This is a genomic window from Flavobacterium sp. NRK F10 (genome assembly GCF_024054235.1).
In the GTDB taxonomy this organism is placed as follows: Bacteria; Bacteroidota; Bacteroidia; order Flavobacteriales; family Flavobacteriaceae; genus Flavobacterium; species Flavobacterium sediminis.
The window spans coordinates 2,175,373-2,191,123 of record NZ_JAMXLC010000001.1; the positions used below are offsets into that span (position 1 = coordinate 2,175,373).

Below are 15,751 nucleotides of genomic sequence, written 5' to 3' on the forward strand. Positions count from 1 at the left end.
ATATTATGACGGAAACCTTTTGTGTGACGAACGGAAAAAGTTAACGGCAAGGTCTCCTTAAATGATATTCACCAATGATATAAGTCGTGATCTTTTTTAGAGTAACTCCGGTTTCCGGATGCAATCCCGGAGCTGTAAAGCATTCGATCTCATTACCTTTTAAAGATTTGCCGTACCAGACATTTTCCATTCCGTTTTTAAAAAAAGTAGTAGTGTCACAAGGAATTATCTTTTTAAAGTTCCTGAATCTGTTTTCATCTATTTTCTCATACGGAAGACCGGGATTGTCGCGAATTTCTTTTTCCGAATATTTTACAAAATGATCTTCGGTCCACACCATGTATGCTTTTTCTTTGGTTAAATAGTAACCCCCTAAAGAAAATAGAATTAACAAAGAAAAAAGACCAAATACTATTTTCGGATTCCACCGTTTTTTTTCCGGTTTTTTAGGAATCGGATTTATGTCTGTAAAATTGATGAAGGAAGTTAGTGGTGTTTTTAAATTTTCTTTTTCTGAGGTCTTTTCTTCCGGAAATGTTTCTTCTGCTTGCTCATCAGGCTTACTATTTTCTGCTACTAATCGGGTAAACTTAGTATAAGGTCTACTTTCATAGTTTACCAGTAGAGCGGCCATATCTAACGCAAAAAGAGTGGAAAGCTCAGATTTTCCCCTGAAGAAACGCCCTATGGGTTTGAATTTATCTATAAGTTTTTGATCATTGAGTTCATGCACTTTTTCTATGTTAAAGTCAAAACCTAAAAAATTTCGAAAATTAATAGAGTCATTTTGGTTTTTGGAATCAGTAAGTATAATGACGCATAAATCTCTGAGTTTTGCCGGAGAAGGATTTAAAAGAAAGTTACTGTGAACACCATTTTTTTCAGTTTCATACTTTTTTCGAATCGCTTTTTTATACTCTTCTAAGTAATTTTTTTCCATGTATTATTTCGGATTTTTCGGATTCTGTCGGATTTTTCGGATTCTGTCGGACTTTTCAAGAACTCTTAGAACTATCGGAATTCCGTAGCAAAACTATTGAAAATCAGGCTTTACTTTGTCTTCAGATTTAGTTCTTGTTCTACTCGCGATAAGAACAAATGTACAAAACTACTTCTAAAAAAGTGTCGCTAAACAGATCAGGATTTTTATTCGGGAAGTATAAATTGACTTTTCTGTTTCAGCACACTTCACTTCCCGCAAAGTATTAACGAACGGCAGTAAGGCTGTAGAAAAAACATTCGAACAATCTCGAACAGCCCTGCCTATGTCTCATTTTTAATTTTTAAAAGATCATGAAAAAAATAATTCTTTTAGTAATAGCCGGGATCGGACTAGTGTCTTGTACAAATGATGATTTCATCCAAAATTCAGTTAAAGAACCAGAGGAAGAAGTGTATTTGAATAAAGAACCTTTGGATACAACAGGAGGAGAAGACGGACATCTTGATCCACCACCGCCATCAAATCCTTAATTTTTTTTATCTTTATAAGATAATATTTAATAAATTCGGGGAAATGTTTTTTATATGAAATATTTCCCCTTTTTAATTGTATTTTTTTTATTGATTTCATGTAGTCCCAAGAATCAAAATAAATTATTAGATAGTTACATAGGAAAAGCTAAGGTTTTTAATAAAGAGAACAAAATCGATAGTGCTTTTTACTATTTTGAGAGAGCGAAAGAGCTTAGTTATCTTCAAGAAAATACTTGTTACATTGTTTATATTCTAATGAAAGAAGTACAGTTACAAAAAATGGTAGGTGATTTTTCATCTAGTGAAGAGACAGCTACAGAAGCAATTAAATATTTTGAAGATTGTGATAGTTTATCTTATAAGAATGAAATCTATAATTGTTTAGGAATTATTAGTAAAGAAAGACATGATTATGATGCAGCATTGAACTACTATTATGAGATATTGAATACTACTTCAGGTATACTTGAAAAAGCTATTATTAAAAATAATATTATAGTTGTTAATATAAAAAAAGGAAATTATGAAGAAGCAATTTCTTTAGCAAATGAACTTTTAAAAGAAGATGTATTAAAACGACAGGACAAAAAAAACTATGCTAAAATAATAGATAATTTAGGTTTTGCTTATTTTAAAAAAGGAGATATAGATAAAGCTTATGATTATTTGACAGAGTCAATGCGGATAAGAGATAGTCTGGGCGAAGATTACGAAAGAATTGCTTCCTTAGTACATTTAGCCCGTTTTTATCAGGATTCTTTGCCTAGCCTCACAGTTGAATATGCCCAAAAAGCGTTTCAGGCAGCTTCCAATATAAAAAGTCCGGACGATCAGATAGAAGCTTTAGAAATTTTAATACCAAACACTTCCGGGATACAATCTAAACAGTATTTTCAGGATTATCGAACAATAAACGACAGTATTGACCTGGTTCGGCAAACTGCAAAAAATCAATTTGCTAAAATGAAGTACGATTATTCTTTAATCTCAAAAGATGTAGAGATTCAAAGAATACAAAAAATAGTCTATCTACTCTTATCCATTATTGTACTCTTATCGTCATTGTATATCTTTTTTCACATCAAAAGGAAAAATAAGATAAAACTTCAATTAGAAAATCAAAAAACAGCTTACGAAACAGAGACCCGCATTTCCAGAAAATTGCACGATGAGTTGGCTAATGATGTTTTTCAAACCTTATCGTTTGTGCAAACGCAGGATCTGGACAAAAACAGGGCGTCTCTGGTCAATGATTTGGATGAGATCTACAAGAAGACCCGTAATATTTCCAGAGAGAATAATGATATAGTTACCGGAAAAGATTTTGAAGCCGACCTTGTAGCGATGATATCTGATTTTCAGGACAAGGAAGTACGCATTATCATTAAGAAAGAAGAAGTGAATCTGGACCAGATTTCGCCGGAAAAACAGATCGCAGTATATCGAGTACTCCGGGAATTGCTGGTGAATATGAAAAAATACAGTCAGGCATCTTTAGTGGTGCTGAATTTCAGTTCGGACAAAGAACTGAAAGTAAACTATTCGGATAACGGAATAGGGTTTGAAAAGAAAAATGTAAAAGGCGGAATCCAAAGTGCGGAAAACCGTATTCACAGTGTAAACGGAACGATTACTTTTGACACTATGCCGGGGAAAGGCTTAAAAGTTTCAATCGTAATACCTAAAAATTAAGCACGTATGTTTACAAAAGTATTGATAGCAGAAGATTTTGACACGACTAATGTAGCGGTTACGCAACTTTTAAAAGAATTAGAGGTTGAGCAGGTTGATTTTGCTAAATATTGTGATGATGCCTTGTTAAAGATCAAAAGAGCACTTTTAGACGGGGATCCTTATCAATTATTGATCTCTGATCTGTGTTTTAAAGAAGATTTCAGAGCTGTAACCTTAAAGTCGGGCGAAGCATTGATAGAAAAAGCAAAAGAAGTGCAGCCGGAATTAAAAACGATAGTGTATTCTATGGAAGATAAGTCTTTCAAGATAAAATCGCTTTTTGACAATTTTGAGGTGGACGGTTATGTGGTTAAAGACCGCAAAAGTATTCCGGAACTCAAGGAAGCCATTTTGAAAGCTGAAAAAGGAGAGCGGTATGTTTCTCCGGATCATGCTTCAGCTTTGCAGGATAAAACCGTGAGTGAAATAGACAGTTATGATTTACAGATCATAAGACATTTAGCCTCCGGAATTACTCAGGATGAAATAGAACTAACGTTTAAGGAGAAAGGAATCACTCCTAACAGTAAAAGCACCATAGAAAAGCGGATCAACAGGCTGAGAATGTATTTCGGAGCCAACAATAATGTGCATTTAATTGCTATTGCAAAAGATATGGGCGTGATCTGAAATATTCCGGGCATCCTTTATTGTGTATCACAATTTTCAAGATAATTTTTTTTGCTACAATATTTGTAGCATTTTTTTTAAAAATTAATTTCTGCTACAACTATTGCAGCACTTTTTTCAGAAAATATATTTTGCTACAAAAATTCAAAAGAACAATAATCACCTTTAATTTATTTTCTTCAAAATTAAAAAATAGTCTTTACGGAAAGCCGTAAGGAAAACTATGGTATTGGCCTTATGTTTGGGGTGTTTAACCTTAAATAATAAAAAATGATTAATGATATTAAAAAGTTCTTAAATGAGGAACAAAACCCAAAGGTTGTAGAAAAATTAATGCACAAGGTGAAAGGATTGCTTACTGCAGGGGAAGAAGTCGAATATATTGCAGTACAGAATAAACCCATTGTTAATTTATCTCCTGATTGTATTACATTGACAAACAAAAGAGTGATTTTTTGCCGACCTAGTAATTTAGGTCTGTCTATGAATTTTCAAGATTATTTATGGAAAGAAATAGCAGACTGTCATATGAAAGAAGCTATTCTGGGAGCTGTTTTTTCAGTAAAAACAATTAAGGGGCAATTAAATACTTTAGATTATTTACCTAAAGTTCAGGCAAGAAAATTATACCAGTTTGCACAGGAAAAAGAAGAAGAGATGGCGGAATATAGAAGGCAAAGAGATTTAGAAGACAAAAGAGCCGCTGCAGGAGGTGGTATTGTAGTGAACGCTAATACAGCAACAAATGCAGCTAATGAGAAAGATAAAGAAGAAGATCCTCTTATCGTTTTACAAAAGTTAAAAGGATTATTAGAAAATGAGATCATTTCTAAAGAAGATTTTGAATCAAAAAAAGAACAAATATTATCAAGAATGTAAAATTATGAAAAGTAAATTAACAACTGTTTTACTGGCGTTTTTCTTAGGAGGAGTCGGAATACATAGATTTTATTTAGGGCAGACTTTTGTTGGGATATTGTATTTGTTGTTTTGCTGGACATTTATTCCAACAATAATTGCTCTTTTTGATTTTATAGCTTTTTTATTTATGTCAGAAGAGCGATTTAATTTTAAATATAATAAGACTGCTTTTTAGTTTAATCAATTAAAAGATAAAAGAATGGAACTACAAGTACAATTTAAAGCTTTAGCAGATAAGATCAATCAGCTCAAAGATAAAATAGAAACAGAAGAATCTACCAAGCATGCTTTTGTGCTTCCTTTTATTAATAGTTTAGGTTATGACACATTTAATCCGACAGAGGTGGTACCTGAGTTTACAGCTGATATAGGTTTAAAGAAAGGAGAGAAAGTAGATTATGCTATTTTTCAGGAAGGAGAACCTATTTTAATCATAGAGTGTAAAAACTGGCGGGAAGATTTATCAATTCATAATTCGCAATTGTTGCGTTATTTTCATGTAACAAAAGCCCGATTTGCTTTGTTGACCAATGGAATTCAGTATCAATTCTTTACCGATCTGGAAGAAAAAAATAAAATGGATGAAAAACCATTTCTCGAGTTTGAGATCACTAGTCTGAAAGAAAATACTATCCATGAAATTGCAAAATTTCATAAATCTAATTTTGATGTCAATAAGATTGTTAATAATGCCAGTTCATTGAAGTACACAAAAGAGATTAAAAAATTAATCAATGATGAATTACAAAATCCTTCAACTGAGTTTATTCGTTTGTTTGCCGGTAAAGTATATTCCGGAAGATTGACTGAAAAAGTAATGGATGAGTTTAAAGAATTGGTTTTAAAAGGTTTTAATCAATTTATTAACGAAAGAATCAATGATCGCTTAAATGCCGCTTTAAATAAAGAAGCGGAAAAGCAGGTTGGCGATCAGGTAGAGGAAATAGAAGAAAGTAAAATAAATACAACAGAAGAAGAATTGGAAGGCTTTCGTATTGTAGTAGCCATTTTAAGAAGAAAATTAGAAGTGCATCGAATTGTACATCGTGATACGCAATCTTATTTCGGAATTTTATTGGATGATAATAACCGAAAACCACTTTGCCGATTGCATTTTAACGGTGTTAAGAAGTATATCGGATTGTTTGATGATGCTAAAAATGAAACCCGACATGCATTAGAAAGCCTTGAGGATATTTATCAGTTTGAGGATGAGTTGTTAGAAACAGCATGGAGATATAATAGTGAAGAATAAAATCAGAAAAAAAATGGAATTAGAATTTTACGAATACCAGACAGGTACTTTTAATGATGTGAAAGAATCATTAATAAGAAGTATTGCTCAGTATCTTAGACATTACAATAAAGTAAAAGTAGGAATCACATCTAATCCTTTGAATCGCTTTTCTCAACATAGTAATAGTGGAAAAGGGTGGAAGAAGATGATAGTGAAGTACGAAACATCATCGGTTAGTTATATAAATGAAATGGAAAAGCTCCTGATAGATAATTTCTCAGATTTATTACAAAATGAAATTGGCGGAGGCGGCGGTCCAAACGGAAAGCCTCCTTATTATTTATATTTGTTATTGAAATAAAATTTTAAAGAATCATGATAAAAAAACTACTATTACCTATTATTATTTTTAATCTGTTGTCCTGTAAAGATACAGATACACCTCCACCACCAAGTCCGCAATCTTTTTATTTAGAGTTAGATACCATAACGCCGGAAGATCGGAAAGAGATCACGGAAAAAGAAAAAAAAACCTATCACGTCGATAAAAAGTACCGCTACGAGTATCGCACCGGAATTAGCGGACATTATGAGTACAATTACGATATCATCGGTTACGATAAAGACAGTAATAAAGTAAGAGGAAACATCAATATACGAGGAAAATACGGAGCAGGTATGGTAGAAGACAAAGACGGGCATGAAAAAGACCTGTATGTTCATTGGGTTGAGAACGAAAAACTTGCCGGAAAAGATATAGACGGCAATGAATATGAATTTGTAGTAGAGTAGTGATGAGAATTTGGTTTACTTTTTTGTTTTCTTTTTATGTCGTAATTGCGTTTTCGCAAGTAAAGATATGTTCATGGAACATTGAAAACTTTGGCTCCTCAAAATCAGATTCCGCCATTCAATTTATGGCTGAGGTATTAAAAGATTTTGATGTTGTGGCTCTACAGGAAGTTGTTGTTAACGGATCTGGAGCAAGAGCTGTCGCTCAATTAGCCGATAACCTTAATAGAAAAGGAGCAAAGTGGGATTATGTAGTCAGTGAAGCAACACAAGGAAGTGCTTATAAATCGGAACGCTATGCTTTTTTATGGAAGCCTTCTAAAGTAACCAAACTGGGAGAACCATGGCTGGATCAGAATTTTGTAGAAGAGATTCAACGGGAGCCCTTTTTTTGCACCTTTCAATTTGGGGAAAAAGAATTTACCTTAGTTAATTTCCATGCTAAAACTAAAAGGCAACAGCCCGAAACCGAAATCAAATATTTTAAGTTTTTTCCGGATTTGTACCCCAATTTAAATCTTATCTTTCTTGGAGATTTCAATTGTCCGCAAAAACACACCGTTTTTAATCCGCTTAAAAAAATGGGGTACGAGTCCGCTTTCCGGAATCAAAAAACATCACTCCGTCAAAAATGTATTGATGATGACTGTTTAGCTTCTGAATATGATAATGTTTTTTATAACAAAAATCGTTTCTCACTAATAGGCTCAGGAGTTGTTTTGTTTTATAAACAATTTCTCTTTTTTTCTAAATCAAGAGAAATTTCTGACCATATTCCTGTTTGGGTACAAATAATTTAACTTTTTCTTAAAAGATAAGAATAATTTAACAGAACAAAAATTTGGTGATTACAATAGGTCTAAATATTTTTGTTAAAATTTTTTTTAACAATTTTTGCTTTGCTAAAAAATAAAAAGTAAATGTTAACGTTTGTTAATTTATAGCCTGATATCTTAAAAACTATTCAAAGTGTAATTGAATAAGGTCATCAGGAAATAGTAAAGTATTGAAATAGTTTAAAAAATAATGTTTTTGTTAATAAGATAGAGTGCTGCTAAAAACGTATCTGCTAACTAACCATTTTTTAATCTTTTCTAGTAAAAGAAGAAAAGGAATGAAAATACTTGAAAAATAGTATTGGATTTTCTATCGTGTAAAAGATTAAAAGAGGTAGGAACCGAAATTTATTCAGAAAGATCAATCCCCCTGATTTTTCTATTGTTAGTTTTTTCAATATGAATAGTTTGAAAAAACGTAAGATTTGTTTTTTAATAGATTCTCTTTATCGGAAAAAACAAGAGCAGACTGTACTGTTGAAATTGTTTTTACATAAGAAGATGGAGGTTTATTAAAAGAAAATTCACATCACTTTCTTATTAAAAAAGGCAAAAATGAATAATAGTTGCCTTTTAGCGAATGACAGAGCTTTAAAGTTTAGGGCGCTATCTTTTAAGTTATTATTGTTTGTCGCAAACAAAATTTCAAAGTATAATTTTTTAAGACTTAATGCGGATTCTCAGACTAAAATCGGAGAAGATACATTAGTCTGTAGTAATAAAGAAAAGAGAGATATTCCAATATTAAAGATACTTATACAGAAATACTATTATGAAGCAGATTAGAACCAGTAAGTTTTCTAAGTTAATAGCATATTATTTAGCTATTATGATGTTTTTACAAGTTACCCAGCCTGTAAGAATGTATGCATTGACCAGTGGTCCGACACAGCCGGAATTCAATGCTTTTACACCTATAGGTACATCCGATATGGTGGATTTAGCTAGCGGGGATTTTAACTATAACATTCCGATAATGGATGTAGGGGGCTATCCTATTAACCTGGCTTATAACTCCGGTGTAAGTATGGATCAGGAAGCTTCATGGGTAGGCTTAGGATGGAATCTGAACGTAGGACAAATAGAGCGACAGGTTAGAGGACTTCCGGATGATTTTAAGGGAGAAGAAGTAAAATATTATAACAATTTGAAACCGAATAGAACGGTAGGTTTTACATTTAGGGTTAACGGGCAGTTAGTAGGTTTTGAAAGCGGAGGAGGGTTAAGTGGTAATGCAGCTTTAACCTTACAGCACAATAATTATAATGGCATATCCGCAGTACCATCTTTTGGATTTGCTGTTGATATTAATCGTAGTGTAAGTGTAGGAATGAATATTTCCTCTTCAGCTACTGAGGGGGTAAGTGTGGCTCCGTCTGTAAATGTTTCTATGACTAAAAAGTTAAATAATGATACTTATGATTTAGGATTGTCAGCAGGGCTTGGATTAAGTTTTAATTCTAGACAGGGATTACAAAGCTTTAGTTTGTATGGGTCGACATCAATAAAAAGAGATTTTAATTCCAAGTCAGATGGAAAAGGAGCTAATTCTAGAAGTATAGGGTTAACCTCTGGAGCGGCAACATTCAATTTTATCAATAACAGCTTTACTCCTGTAATACGTAATGAATTCAGTACGTATTCAGGTACTTTTAGTACATCTTTTGGAGGGCATGCCTATTTATTTGATGGAGAGGTAGGAGTTGTCGGATTTTTTTCGAATATGAAATTGAAAAGTAAAATTACCAAGGAGAAAGCTTATGGTTATGAGTTTACGCATTTAGCTTCAGAGAATGATTTATTGGATTTCAATAGAGAAAATGATAGAGGTGTAACAAAAAATACAAGAGTACTTCCTGTGACAAACTACACGTATGATACTTATAGTATGCAGACTCAAGGCATGTCAGGAAGTTTTAGACCTTATCAAAGCCAAGTAGGATATGTATTTGATGCCAAAAAAAGAGACGATAGTAAGAGTGGCTCTTTAGGGGTAGAAGCAGAAATAGGTTGGGGAATGCATTTTGGGATGGATGTAGAAGATGCGCACAATGATGTAAGGGCAGGTGTTTGGGATAATCCGGTAGTGAATTATTTTAAAAAATCACAGACAGAGACACTTGAATATGAAAATAGTTACTTTAAGTTCAGTAATGATCTTACTTTAAATAAAGATATTGATTTATTGACCTATAAATTAGGAGAGACAAATGCAATTGATTTTAAATTGTTAAATGTAAATAATTTAAAAAATGAGTATCGAAAAAAGCAATTATCAGGTTCCGGTACTGATCTTTATAATTATACAGCCGTAAACATTAATAATAAAATAAAGCGCACTGTAAGAGAAGAACGAAATCAGGTTGTGTATAAAGTAACAGCACGAGAATCGGAAGGAGATGTATTTGTGGTAAAAAATGACAATGCAGAAGATTACCATACTGCCGGTTTCAAGGCTCTTAATAATGATGGAAGTACTTATGTTTTTGGTAATACCATTTACAATACGACTAAGAATGAGGTGACATTTGCATTATCAAAGAATGTTGCACCGGATAATGTCGGAATTTATAGTCCAACTAATGAGAATGATTTTATGAATCAGGCATCTGTTACTAATGGTAATGGGATTGATCATTACTTTAATAAGATTGTGACACCTTCTTATACTAACAGTTATCTTCTTTCGGCAGTTTTATCAAACGATTATGAGGATATTACAGGAGACGGTATGACCGATGACGATTTAGGGAGTTATACTAAGTTTGTTTATGAAGATTACGGAAACTATAAGTGGAGAGCACCTTATTATGGAGCGTCTTATAATCCGGGGTATAATGCTGATAGAAATCATAAAAAAGCGAGTTATACTTATGGAGAAAGAGAATCAAAATATATATCCCGAATTGAAACCAAAACGCATGTGGCAATTTTTGAATTGTCGCCAAGAAAAGATGGTTTAGGAGTAGAGTCAGAATATAACTTGAGTAAGAACATCAATTCAGCTAGTAAAATGTACAAGATTGATAAGATCAAATTGTATTCAAAACCTGAAGCAAAAGCTGCCAATTTATTAAATGAGGATCCTAGTGACGATTTAGATGTATCTCCTATAAAAACAGCGCATTTTATTTATAATTATAATTTGTGTAAAGGAGTGGATAATAATTATCAAGGTGGTTCTTTGACAGAAAATGAAACGAGTAATTCAGGAGGAAAGTTGACTTTAGAAAAGGTATATTTTACTTATCGGGACTCTAATATGGGGAAATATACACCTTATGTATTTAATTATGATGAAGATAATCCTGATTCAAATCCTGATTATAATATGAAATCATTTGATGTTTGGGGAAATTATAAGGAAAATAACGGAACCGGTGCCATGTTGCCAAATGATCCTATATCAAGTGTTGAATTTCCTTATGTAGAACAAGAGCAAAATCAAGCGGATAGTAATACTTCTACATGGTCATTGAGAAAAATACAATTGCCCTCCGGCGGAGAAATCAATATTGAGACAGAATCAGATGATTATCAATATGTTCAGGATAAAAGAGCAATGCAAATGTTTAAAGTAGTAGGGGTTTCAAAAATAGGCTCCCCAAGTAATTTTAATTCTACATTATTCAATGCTAATTTTTATGGAGCCAATAGTGAAGCAAAGTATGTTGTAGTTGAAGTAGATGATGATTATTCCGGTAATCCTTCTCTTTTTATGGATAAATATATCGGAGATCAGTTGAATAAACCTATTTTTTTCAGGTTTATGTTAAACATGGCCGGAGGAAGCAATGATTATGATTATGTTGAGGGGTATTTTAAACTGGATAAGAATTCACAGCCGGAACTTTTTTCTTCTAACGGAAAATATTATGCTGCTTTACCGATGGAATGGACAGATATGGAGGGAGGTACAAACGGGAATAAAGATGTAAATCCTATATCAAAAGCCGGTTGGTATTTTGGAAGACAGAATATGAACAAAACAGTTTATGGCTTAAATAATGATCCGGATGAAGAAAATATCTTTGATATAATTAATGCTATAGGAAGTAGTTTTCAAACAATGACAGAAATTTTTTCAGGACCTAATGGAAAGTTAAGAAATGAAGAAAGTTGTGCACGGTATTTTAAACCCGAAAAATCATGGATTAGATTGTTGAACCCTACAAGAAAGAAATTAGGAGGAGGTTGTAGAGTTAAGTCGGTTACATTGTCTGATAAGTGGACTAATATGCTCAACGGAGATATTTCCGATACATCAGGAACTGATTTAAACGATATGCAGTACGGGCAGTTGTATGATTATACTTTAGAAAACGGAACTTCAAGCGGAGTTGCTACTTTTGAACCATTGGGAGCAAAAGATAATCCTTTTGTAGTACCTTTTTATGACAAAGGAGTACGATTAATAGCACCAAAAGAAACAAACTATAGTGAAAAACCTTTTGGGGTTTCATTCTTTCCGGCACCTACGGTAACCTATAGTCGAGTTACTGTTCGGAATTTACCGAGAGCAAATGGAGATAAGATAGTAAAGAAACATGCTACAGGCTATGTGAGCAACTATTTTTACACGTCAAAAGATTTTCCGACAAAAACTGACTTTACGGAAATTAAGAACGGAGACAATTTAATAGATTCTAACCCAGATCCTATGGCTAATTTTTTAGCCGGAATTTTAGGATTACCGATAATAGATGAGACCAAGTTAACGGCTACTCAAGGTTTTTCTGTAGAGACTAATGATATGAACGGAAAACAGAAAAAGCAAGAAGTGTTTGATGAGAATGACAACCTGATTTCACAAGTTAAATACGAATATAGTTTAGAAGCAGGCGAGTTAAATAATACGGTGCCGGTTATTAATTCAAAAGGAGAAGTTCAGGAAAGTGCAATAGGTATAGACTATGATGTAATAAACGATTTCAGAACTAATACTTCTTCTACAAGAATAACTGGTTTTAAAGGGAATTTGAGTATAGATATTTGGGTGCCATGTCCTACTTGTGTTATTACTTACATTTGGACAACAATACCTTCTTATGAACAACATGATAATATTTTGCGTATGGCAACGACTACAAAGGTAATTCATAGGAAGGGAATTATGAAAGAGACTATAGCCACAGATTTAGGATCTACGGTTGCTACCAAGAACTTACTTTGGGATGCTTCTTCCGGACAAGTGCTCTTGACGGAAACAGTCAATGAATACGATGATCATTATTACAGCTTTAGTTACCCGGCCTATTGGATGTATGACGGAATGGGACTGGCAAGTAACAACATAGGTATTCACGGAACATTAAGTTCTTATTCAGGTATTCTGCCTCCCGGATCAAGTTCGGCTGCTAACAATCCGTTCTTTTGGGTTAAAGGGCACAGTGGAATAGATCTGACAGAATACTTTCATGTAGGAGATGAGATATATACGTCAGAATATGTCACAGGGGGAGATGGTTTGGTTCCGATAGATGCAAGCAGTATAGTAGGGTCAAGACTTTGGGTCGTGGGATTCAGTTCTGATAAGAAAGGAATTTTATTAATGGATCGTTATGGAAGTTATATCAATCAATGTGGTGATTATGATGAATTTGATTTTAAAATTGTAAGATCAGGATATCGAAACCTGCAATCAGCATCTATGGCTTCAGTGACATTAATGAAAAATCCTTTAAAAGACTTAGACAATGACGGAGAGGTAGATTTTGATTTTGATTCATTGACTTTTGATGGAACACCAGTCGGTAATAATCCATACATTATTAATAGTAGTGCCGTACTTTATAAAGATTTTTGGTTGCCGCAATACGAAACAGGACTATATTATCCGGCGTATGTAGATACTTCGGGAACTTCAGGGACATCCAGACCTTCTGATCCGGATCCTTTTGACCCGACGGAGTATTGGCCAGTAACAGAAGAAGGCTTACCGAATTATCCTTACGGACCTTTAGCAAATCCTTATGTCTTTAATGTTAAAGGAGAATGGAGAGCAGAAAAATCCTATGCTTATCTGACAGGAAGAAGATTCGGCAACGGAACTATTAATAACCCTAGAGTAGAAGGATTCTATACTAAGTTTAGTCCTTTTTATAAGTTGGATGCAAATAAAAACTGGGTTGCAGATGAAACAGGTTGGACATTCGCAAGTAGTGTAACACAATACAGTCCGTATGGTCCGGAATTAGAGAATAAAGATGCTTTAGATCGCTATAGTTCGGCACAATATGCTTATAAATATACATTGCCGATTGCTGTTGCTTCAAACGCTAAATACAGAAATATGGGATTTGAAGGTTTTGAGTCAGACAATACACATTTAGATTTCTTAATAGCTGTTCAGGATATAACTTCTGATCATTCTCATACCGGAAAGAAAAGTATTAAAGTAGAGAACGGAGGCTATAGAACCTTAACGAGTAATCTTCAGCTAACGCCACCTACAATAGAGATTTTGGATAATTGTCCTACTATTCCTGATGAAAATGACCCAAGCGGATGTAGTAGCTATACGGTGTCAAATGGAAGATCAACATTGACATTTGCCGCTAATTCAATAGTTACCATAGAGGATGAATGTGGTATTACAGAAGCCAGCGCTTCTGTTAATGGTAACGTGTTAAATGTATCAACTTATATATGCGGGGCAGGAGGAGCTTATTATTTAAAAATATCTGTAGATGGAGAAATAATGTACCTGTATTTTAGTTATGCAGGTTGTGGTATTGATAATCCGCCTTGTGATGATGATGGGGTTCAGCTTATAACCGTTTCATGTATACATGGGCGGAATTGTTCATCAACTCCTTTTGAAGAATCTTGTTTCAACTAATTAATGTTTTAAATATGAAAAAAGTTATAAATATATTCTTTACATTCTTTTTTTTATATAGTTTTTCTCAAAATAATCCGGAAGAAGGAACATTTGCTCCGGAGCCGGGGCAATATATTGTTAGCGGGTGGGTTAAAGAGATCCATCCCCAACAAGTAACAGGATATACCAGTTATTTTACGGTTAAGGTTGAGAATGTAGCCAATCCTTTAAGTATAAATTTTTATACCGTAGGAAATGTTATTGATGGATGGCAACGTATTGTAGGAGTTCTTGAGATCCCTTCATTACAAGGAGCTACAGCGACTCCTTTTCTAAGAGTAGAAATGCATTGCAATAATGCTTCAGGAGGAGACTGTTATTTTGATGATATACGATTCTACCCGTTTAACGGAAATATGAAAAGTTTTGTATACGATGAAGAGACACAGCGGTTAATGGCTGAGTTAGACGAGAATAATTATGCCACTTTTTATGAATATGATTTAGAAGGAGGTTTAATTCGAGTAAAAAAAGAAACAGAAAGAGGAGTGTATACCATTCAGGAAACCAGAAGTAATAACCCTAAAAGAGATGAATAAATTAAACTTGATGAAGTATTTGTTTCTAATATTATCAGTGCAATTTTTTTATGCACAAGAAGATAGTAAAATAGCAGAAATTTTAAGTAAATCAAATGAACAGTATCAGAAAAAAGAGAGCTTGGCTGTGTCATTAAGCTATAAACTGTATTCAACATATAGCAGTAATTTCGTTACTGAAAGTTATGAGGGTATTACGGTTAACAGCAATAAAGACAATTATATCAGAATTCATAATACAGAATTTATAAATACTTCTAAGCTGGCGCTTAAGATTAATCATGATCAGAAATTAGTTTTACTTATACCCTCAAGTTCTGTACCGCAGAATTCACCTTTAAACGTTGAAGATTATATTAAATATTTTAAAACGAAGAAACTACAATCAATAGGGAATGAATGGATTATTGAATTTCAAACGAGTACATTAACCCAATTACCCTACGGGAAAGTTAAAATATATATAGAAAAAGGGACTTATAAGATAAAGAAACAAGTTTTGTATTTGTTAGAAAAAGTTCCTTATAAAGAGAAAGGAGTCGAGAAGACTAACACTCCGAGATTAGAGATAGTTTTTAGCGAAAAAAAACTGAGTGAAGCGGAAGTAAAAAGTTTGTTCAACATAGACAATATAGTCTTGAAAGAAGGAGAATCTTATAAGCTTGCAAGGAAATATATAGATTATAAACTCTTAATAAATTAA

At 33.3% G+C, this 15,751-nt stretch carries 13 protein-coding genes; 12 read left to right on the forward strand and 1 reads right to left on the reverse strand.

The annotated features are described in order from the left end of the window. Nucleotides 1–40 precede the first annotated feature (40 nt). Nucleotides 41–940, reverse strand: a complete 900-nt coding sequence (locus NHF50_RS09920) for a hypothetical protein (RefSeq protein ID WP_252776145.1) — start codon at nucleotides 938–940, stop codon at nucleotides 41–43. 353 nt (nucleotides 941–1,293) lie between these two features. Here NHF50_RS09920 and NHF50_RS09925 point away from each other — a divergent pair, with 353 nt between their 5' ends. The 12 genes from NHF50_RS09925 to NHF50_RS09980 all read left to right on the forward strand — a co-directional run bounded on the left by NHF50_RS09925 (nucleotide 1,294) and on the right by NHF50_RS09980 (nucleotide 15,751). Beyond that, entirely contained in the window at nucleotides 1,294–1,473 is a 180-nt protein-coding gene (locus NHF50_RS09925; RefSeq protein ID WP_252776147.1) for a hypothetical protein, read from the forward strand. Nucleotides 1,474–1,527: 54 nt separating this feature from the next. Continuing rightward, nucleotides 1,528–3,168 carry a tetratricopeptide repeat-containing sensor histidine kinase gene (locus NHF50_RS09930; RefSeq protein ID WP_252776149.1) on the forward strand — a complete coding sequence of 547 codons (1,641 nt, stop codon included), beginning with the start codon at nucleotides 1,528–1,530 and terminating at the stop codon, nucleotides 3,166–3,168. 6 nt (nucleotides 3,169–3,174) lie between these two features. Beyond that, complete coding sequence (locus tag NHF50_RS09935; RefSeq protein WP_252776151.1) at nucleotides 3,175–3,840, forward strand: response regulator; 666 nt, start codon at nucleotides 3,175–3,177, stop codon at nucleotides 3,838–3,840. A gap of 270 nt (nucleotides 3,841–4,110) precedes the next feature. Next, nucleotides 4,111–4,719, forward strand: a complete 609-nt coding sequence (locus tag NHF50_RS09940) for a PH domain-containing protein (protein WP_109569532.1) — start codon at nucleotides 4,111–4,113, stop codon at nucleotides 4,717–4,719. Between the two features lie 4 nt (nucleotides 4,720–4,723). After that, entirely contained in the window at nucleotides 4,724–4,936 is a 213-nt protein-coding gene (locus tag NHF50_RS09945) for a TM2 domain-containing protein (protein WP_252776152.1), read from the forward strand. Between the two features lie 24 nt (nucleotides 4,937–4,960). Continuing rightward, nucleotides 4,961–6,016: a type I restriction endonuclease gene (locus NHF50_RS09950; protein WP_252776154.1), complete on the forward strand. Its 1,056-nt coding sequence runs from the start codon at nucleotides 4,961–4,963 to the stop codon at nucleotides 6,014–6,016. A gap of 13 nt (nucleotides 6,017–6,029) precedes the next feature. Continuing rightward, entirely contained in the window at nucleotides 6,030–6,359 is a 330-nt protein-coding gene (locus NHF50_RS09955; protein WP_146193434.1) for a hypothetical protein, read from the forward strand. 14 nt (nucleotides 6,360–6,373) lie between these two features. Continuing rightward, entirely contained in the window at nucleotides 6,374–6,790 is a 417-nt protein-coding gene (locus NHF50_RS09960) for a hypothetical protein (protein WP_109569535.1), read from the forward strand. Nucleotides 6,791–6,792: 2 nt separating this feature from the next. Beyond that, complete coding sequence (locus tag NHF50_RS09965) at nucleotides 6,793–7,590, forward strand: endonuclease/exonuclease/phosphatase family protein (protein WP_252776156.1); 798 nt, start codon at nucleotides 6,793–6,795, stop codon at nucleotides 7,588–7,590. An 808-nt stretch (nucleotides 7,591–8,398) separates the two neighbouring features. Then, nucleotides 8,399–14,467 (forward strand): hypothetical protein, encoded by a 6,069-nt coding sequence (locus NHF50_RS09970; protein ID WP_252776159.1) that lies wholly within the window; start codon nucleotides 8,399–8,401, stop codon nucleotides 14,465–14,467. 14 nt (nucleotides 14,468–14,481) lie between these two features. Then, on the forward strand, nucleotides 14,482–15,048 hold the full coding sequence (locus tag NHF50_RS09975; protein WP_252776161.1) for a hypothetical protein: 567 nt from the start codon (nucleotides 14,482–14,484) through the stop codon (nucleotides 15,046–15,048). Then, nucleotides 15,041–15,751 carry a hypothetical protein gene (locus NHF50_RS09980; protein ID WP_252776163.1) on the forward strand — a complete coding sequence of 237 codons (711 nt, stop codon included), beginning with the start codon at nucleotides 15,041–15,043 and terminating at the stop codon, nucleotides 15,749–15,751. Before NHF50_RS09975 ends, NHF50_RS09980 begins: the two co-directional genes overlap by 8 nt.

What these genes read in the sequence shown, in the direction of transcription:
- NHF50_RS09975 (WP_252776161.1), top strand. Translation starts at nt 14,482, where the DNA reads ATGAAAAAAGTTATAAATATATTCTTTACATTCTTTTTTTTATATAGT.
- NHF50_RS09945 (WP_252776152.1), top strand. Translation starts at nt 4,724, where the DNA reads ATGAAAAGTAAATTAACAACTGTTTTACTGGCGTTTTTCTTAGGAGGA.
- NHF50_RS09925 (WP_252776147.1), top strand. Translation starts at nt 1,294, where the DNA reads ATGAAAAAAATAATTCTTTTAGTAATAGCCGGGATCGGACTAGTGTCT.
- NHF50_RS09940 (WP_109569532.1), top strand. Translation starts at nt 4,111, where the DNA reads ATGATTAATGATATTAAAAAGTTCTTAAATGAGGAACAAAACCCAAAG.
- NHF50_RS09970 (WP_252776159.1), top strand. Translation starts at nt 8,399, where the DNA reads ATGAAGCAGATTAGAACCAGTAAGTTTTCTAAGTTAATAGCATATTAT.
- NHF50_RS09920 (WP_252776145.1), bottom strand. Translation starts at nt 940, where the DNA reads ATGGAAAAAAATTACTTAGAAGAGTATAAAAAAGCGATTCGAAAAAAG.
- NHF50_RS09965 (WP_252776156.1), top strand. Translation starts at nt 6,793, where the DNA reads ATGAGAATTTGGTTTACTTTTTTGTTTTCTTTTTATGTCGTAATTGCG.
- NHF50_RS09960 (WP_109569535.1), top strand. Translation starts at nt 6,374, where the DNA reads ATGATAAAAAAACTACTATTACCTATTATTATTTTTAATCTGTTGTCC.
- NHF50_RS09980 (WP_252776163.1), top strand. Translation starts at nt 15,041, where the DNA reads ATGAATAAATTAAACTTGATGAAGTATTTGTTTCTAATATTATCAGTG.
- NHF50_RS09935 (WP_252776151.1), top strand. Translation starts at nt 3,175, where the DNA reads ATGTTTACAAAAGTATTGATAGCAGAAGATTTTGACACGACTAATGTA.
- NHF50_RS09950 (WP_252776154.1), top strand. Translation starts at nt 4,961, where the DNA reads ATGGAACTACAAGTACAATTTAAAGCTTTAGCAGATAAGATCAATCAG.
- NHF50_RS09930 (WP_252776149.1), top strand. Translation starts at nt 1,528, where the DNA reads ATGAAATATTTCCCCTTTTTAATTGTATTTTTTTTATTGATTTCATGT.
- NHF50_RS09955 (WP_146193434.1), top strand. Translation starts at nt 6,030, where the DNA reads ATGGAATTAGAATTTTACGAATACCAGACAGGTACTTTTAATGATGTG.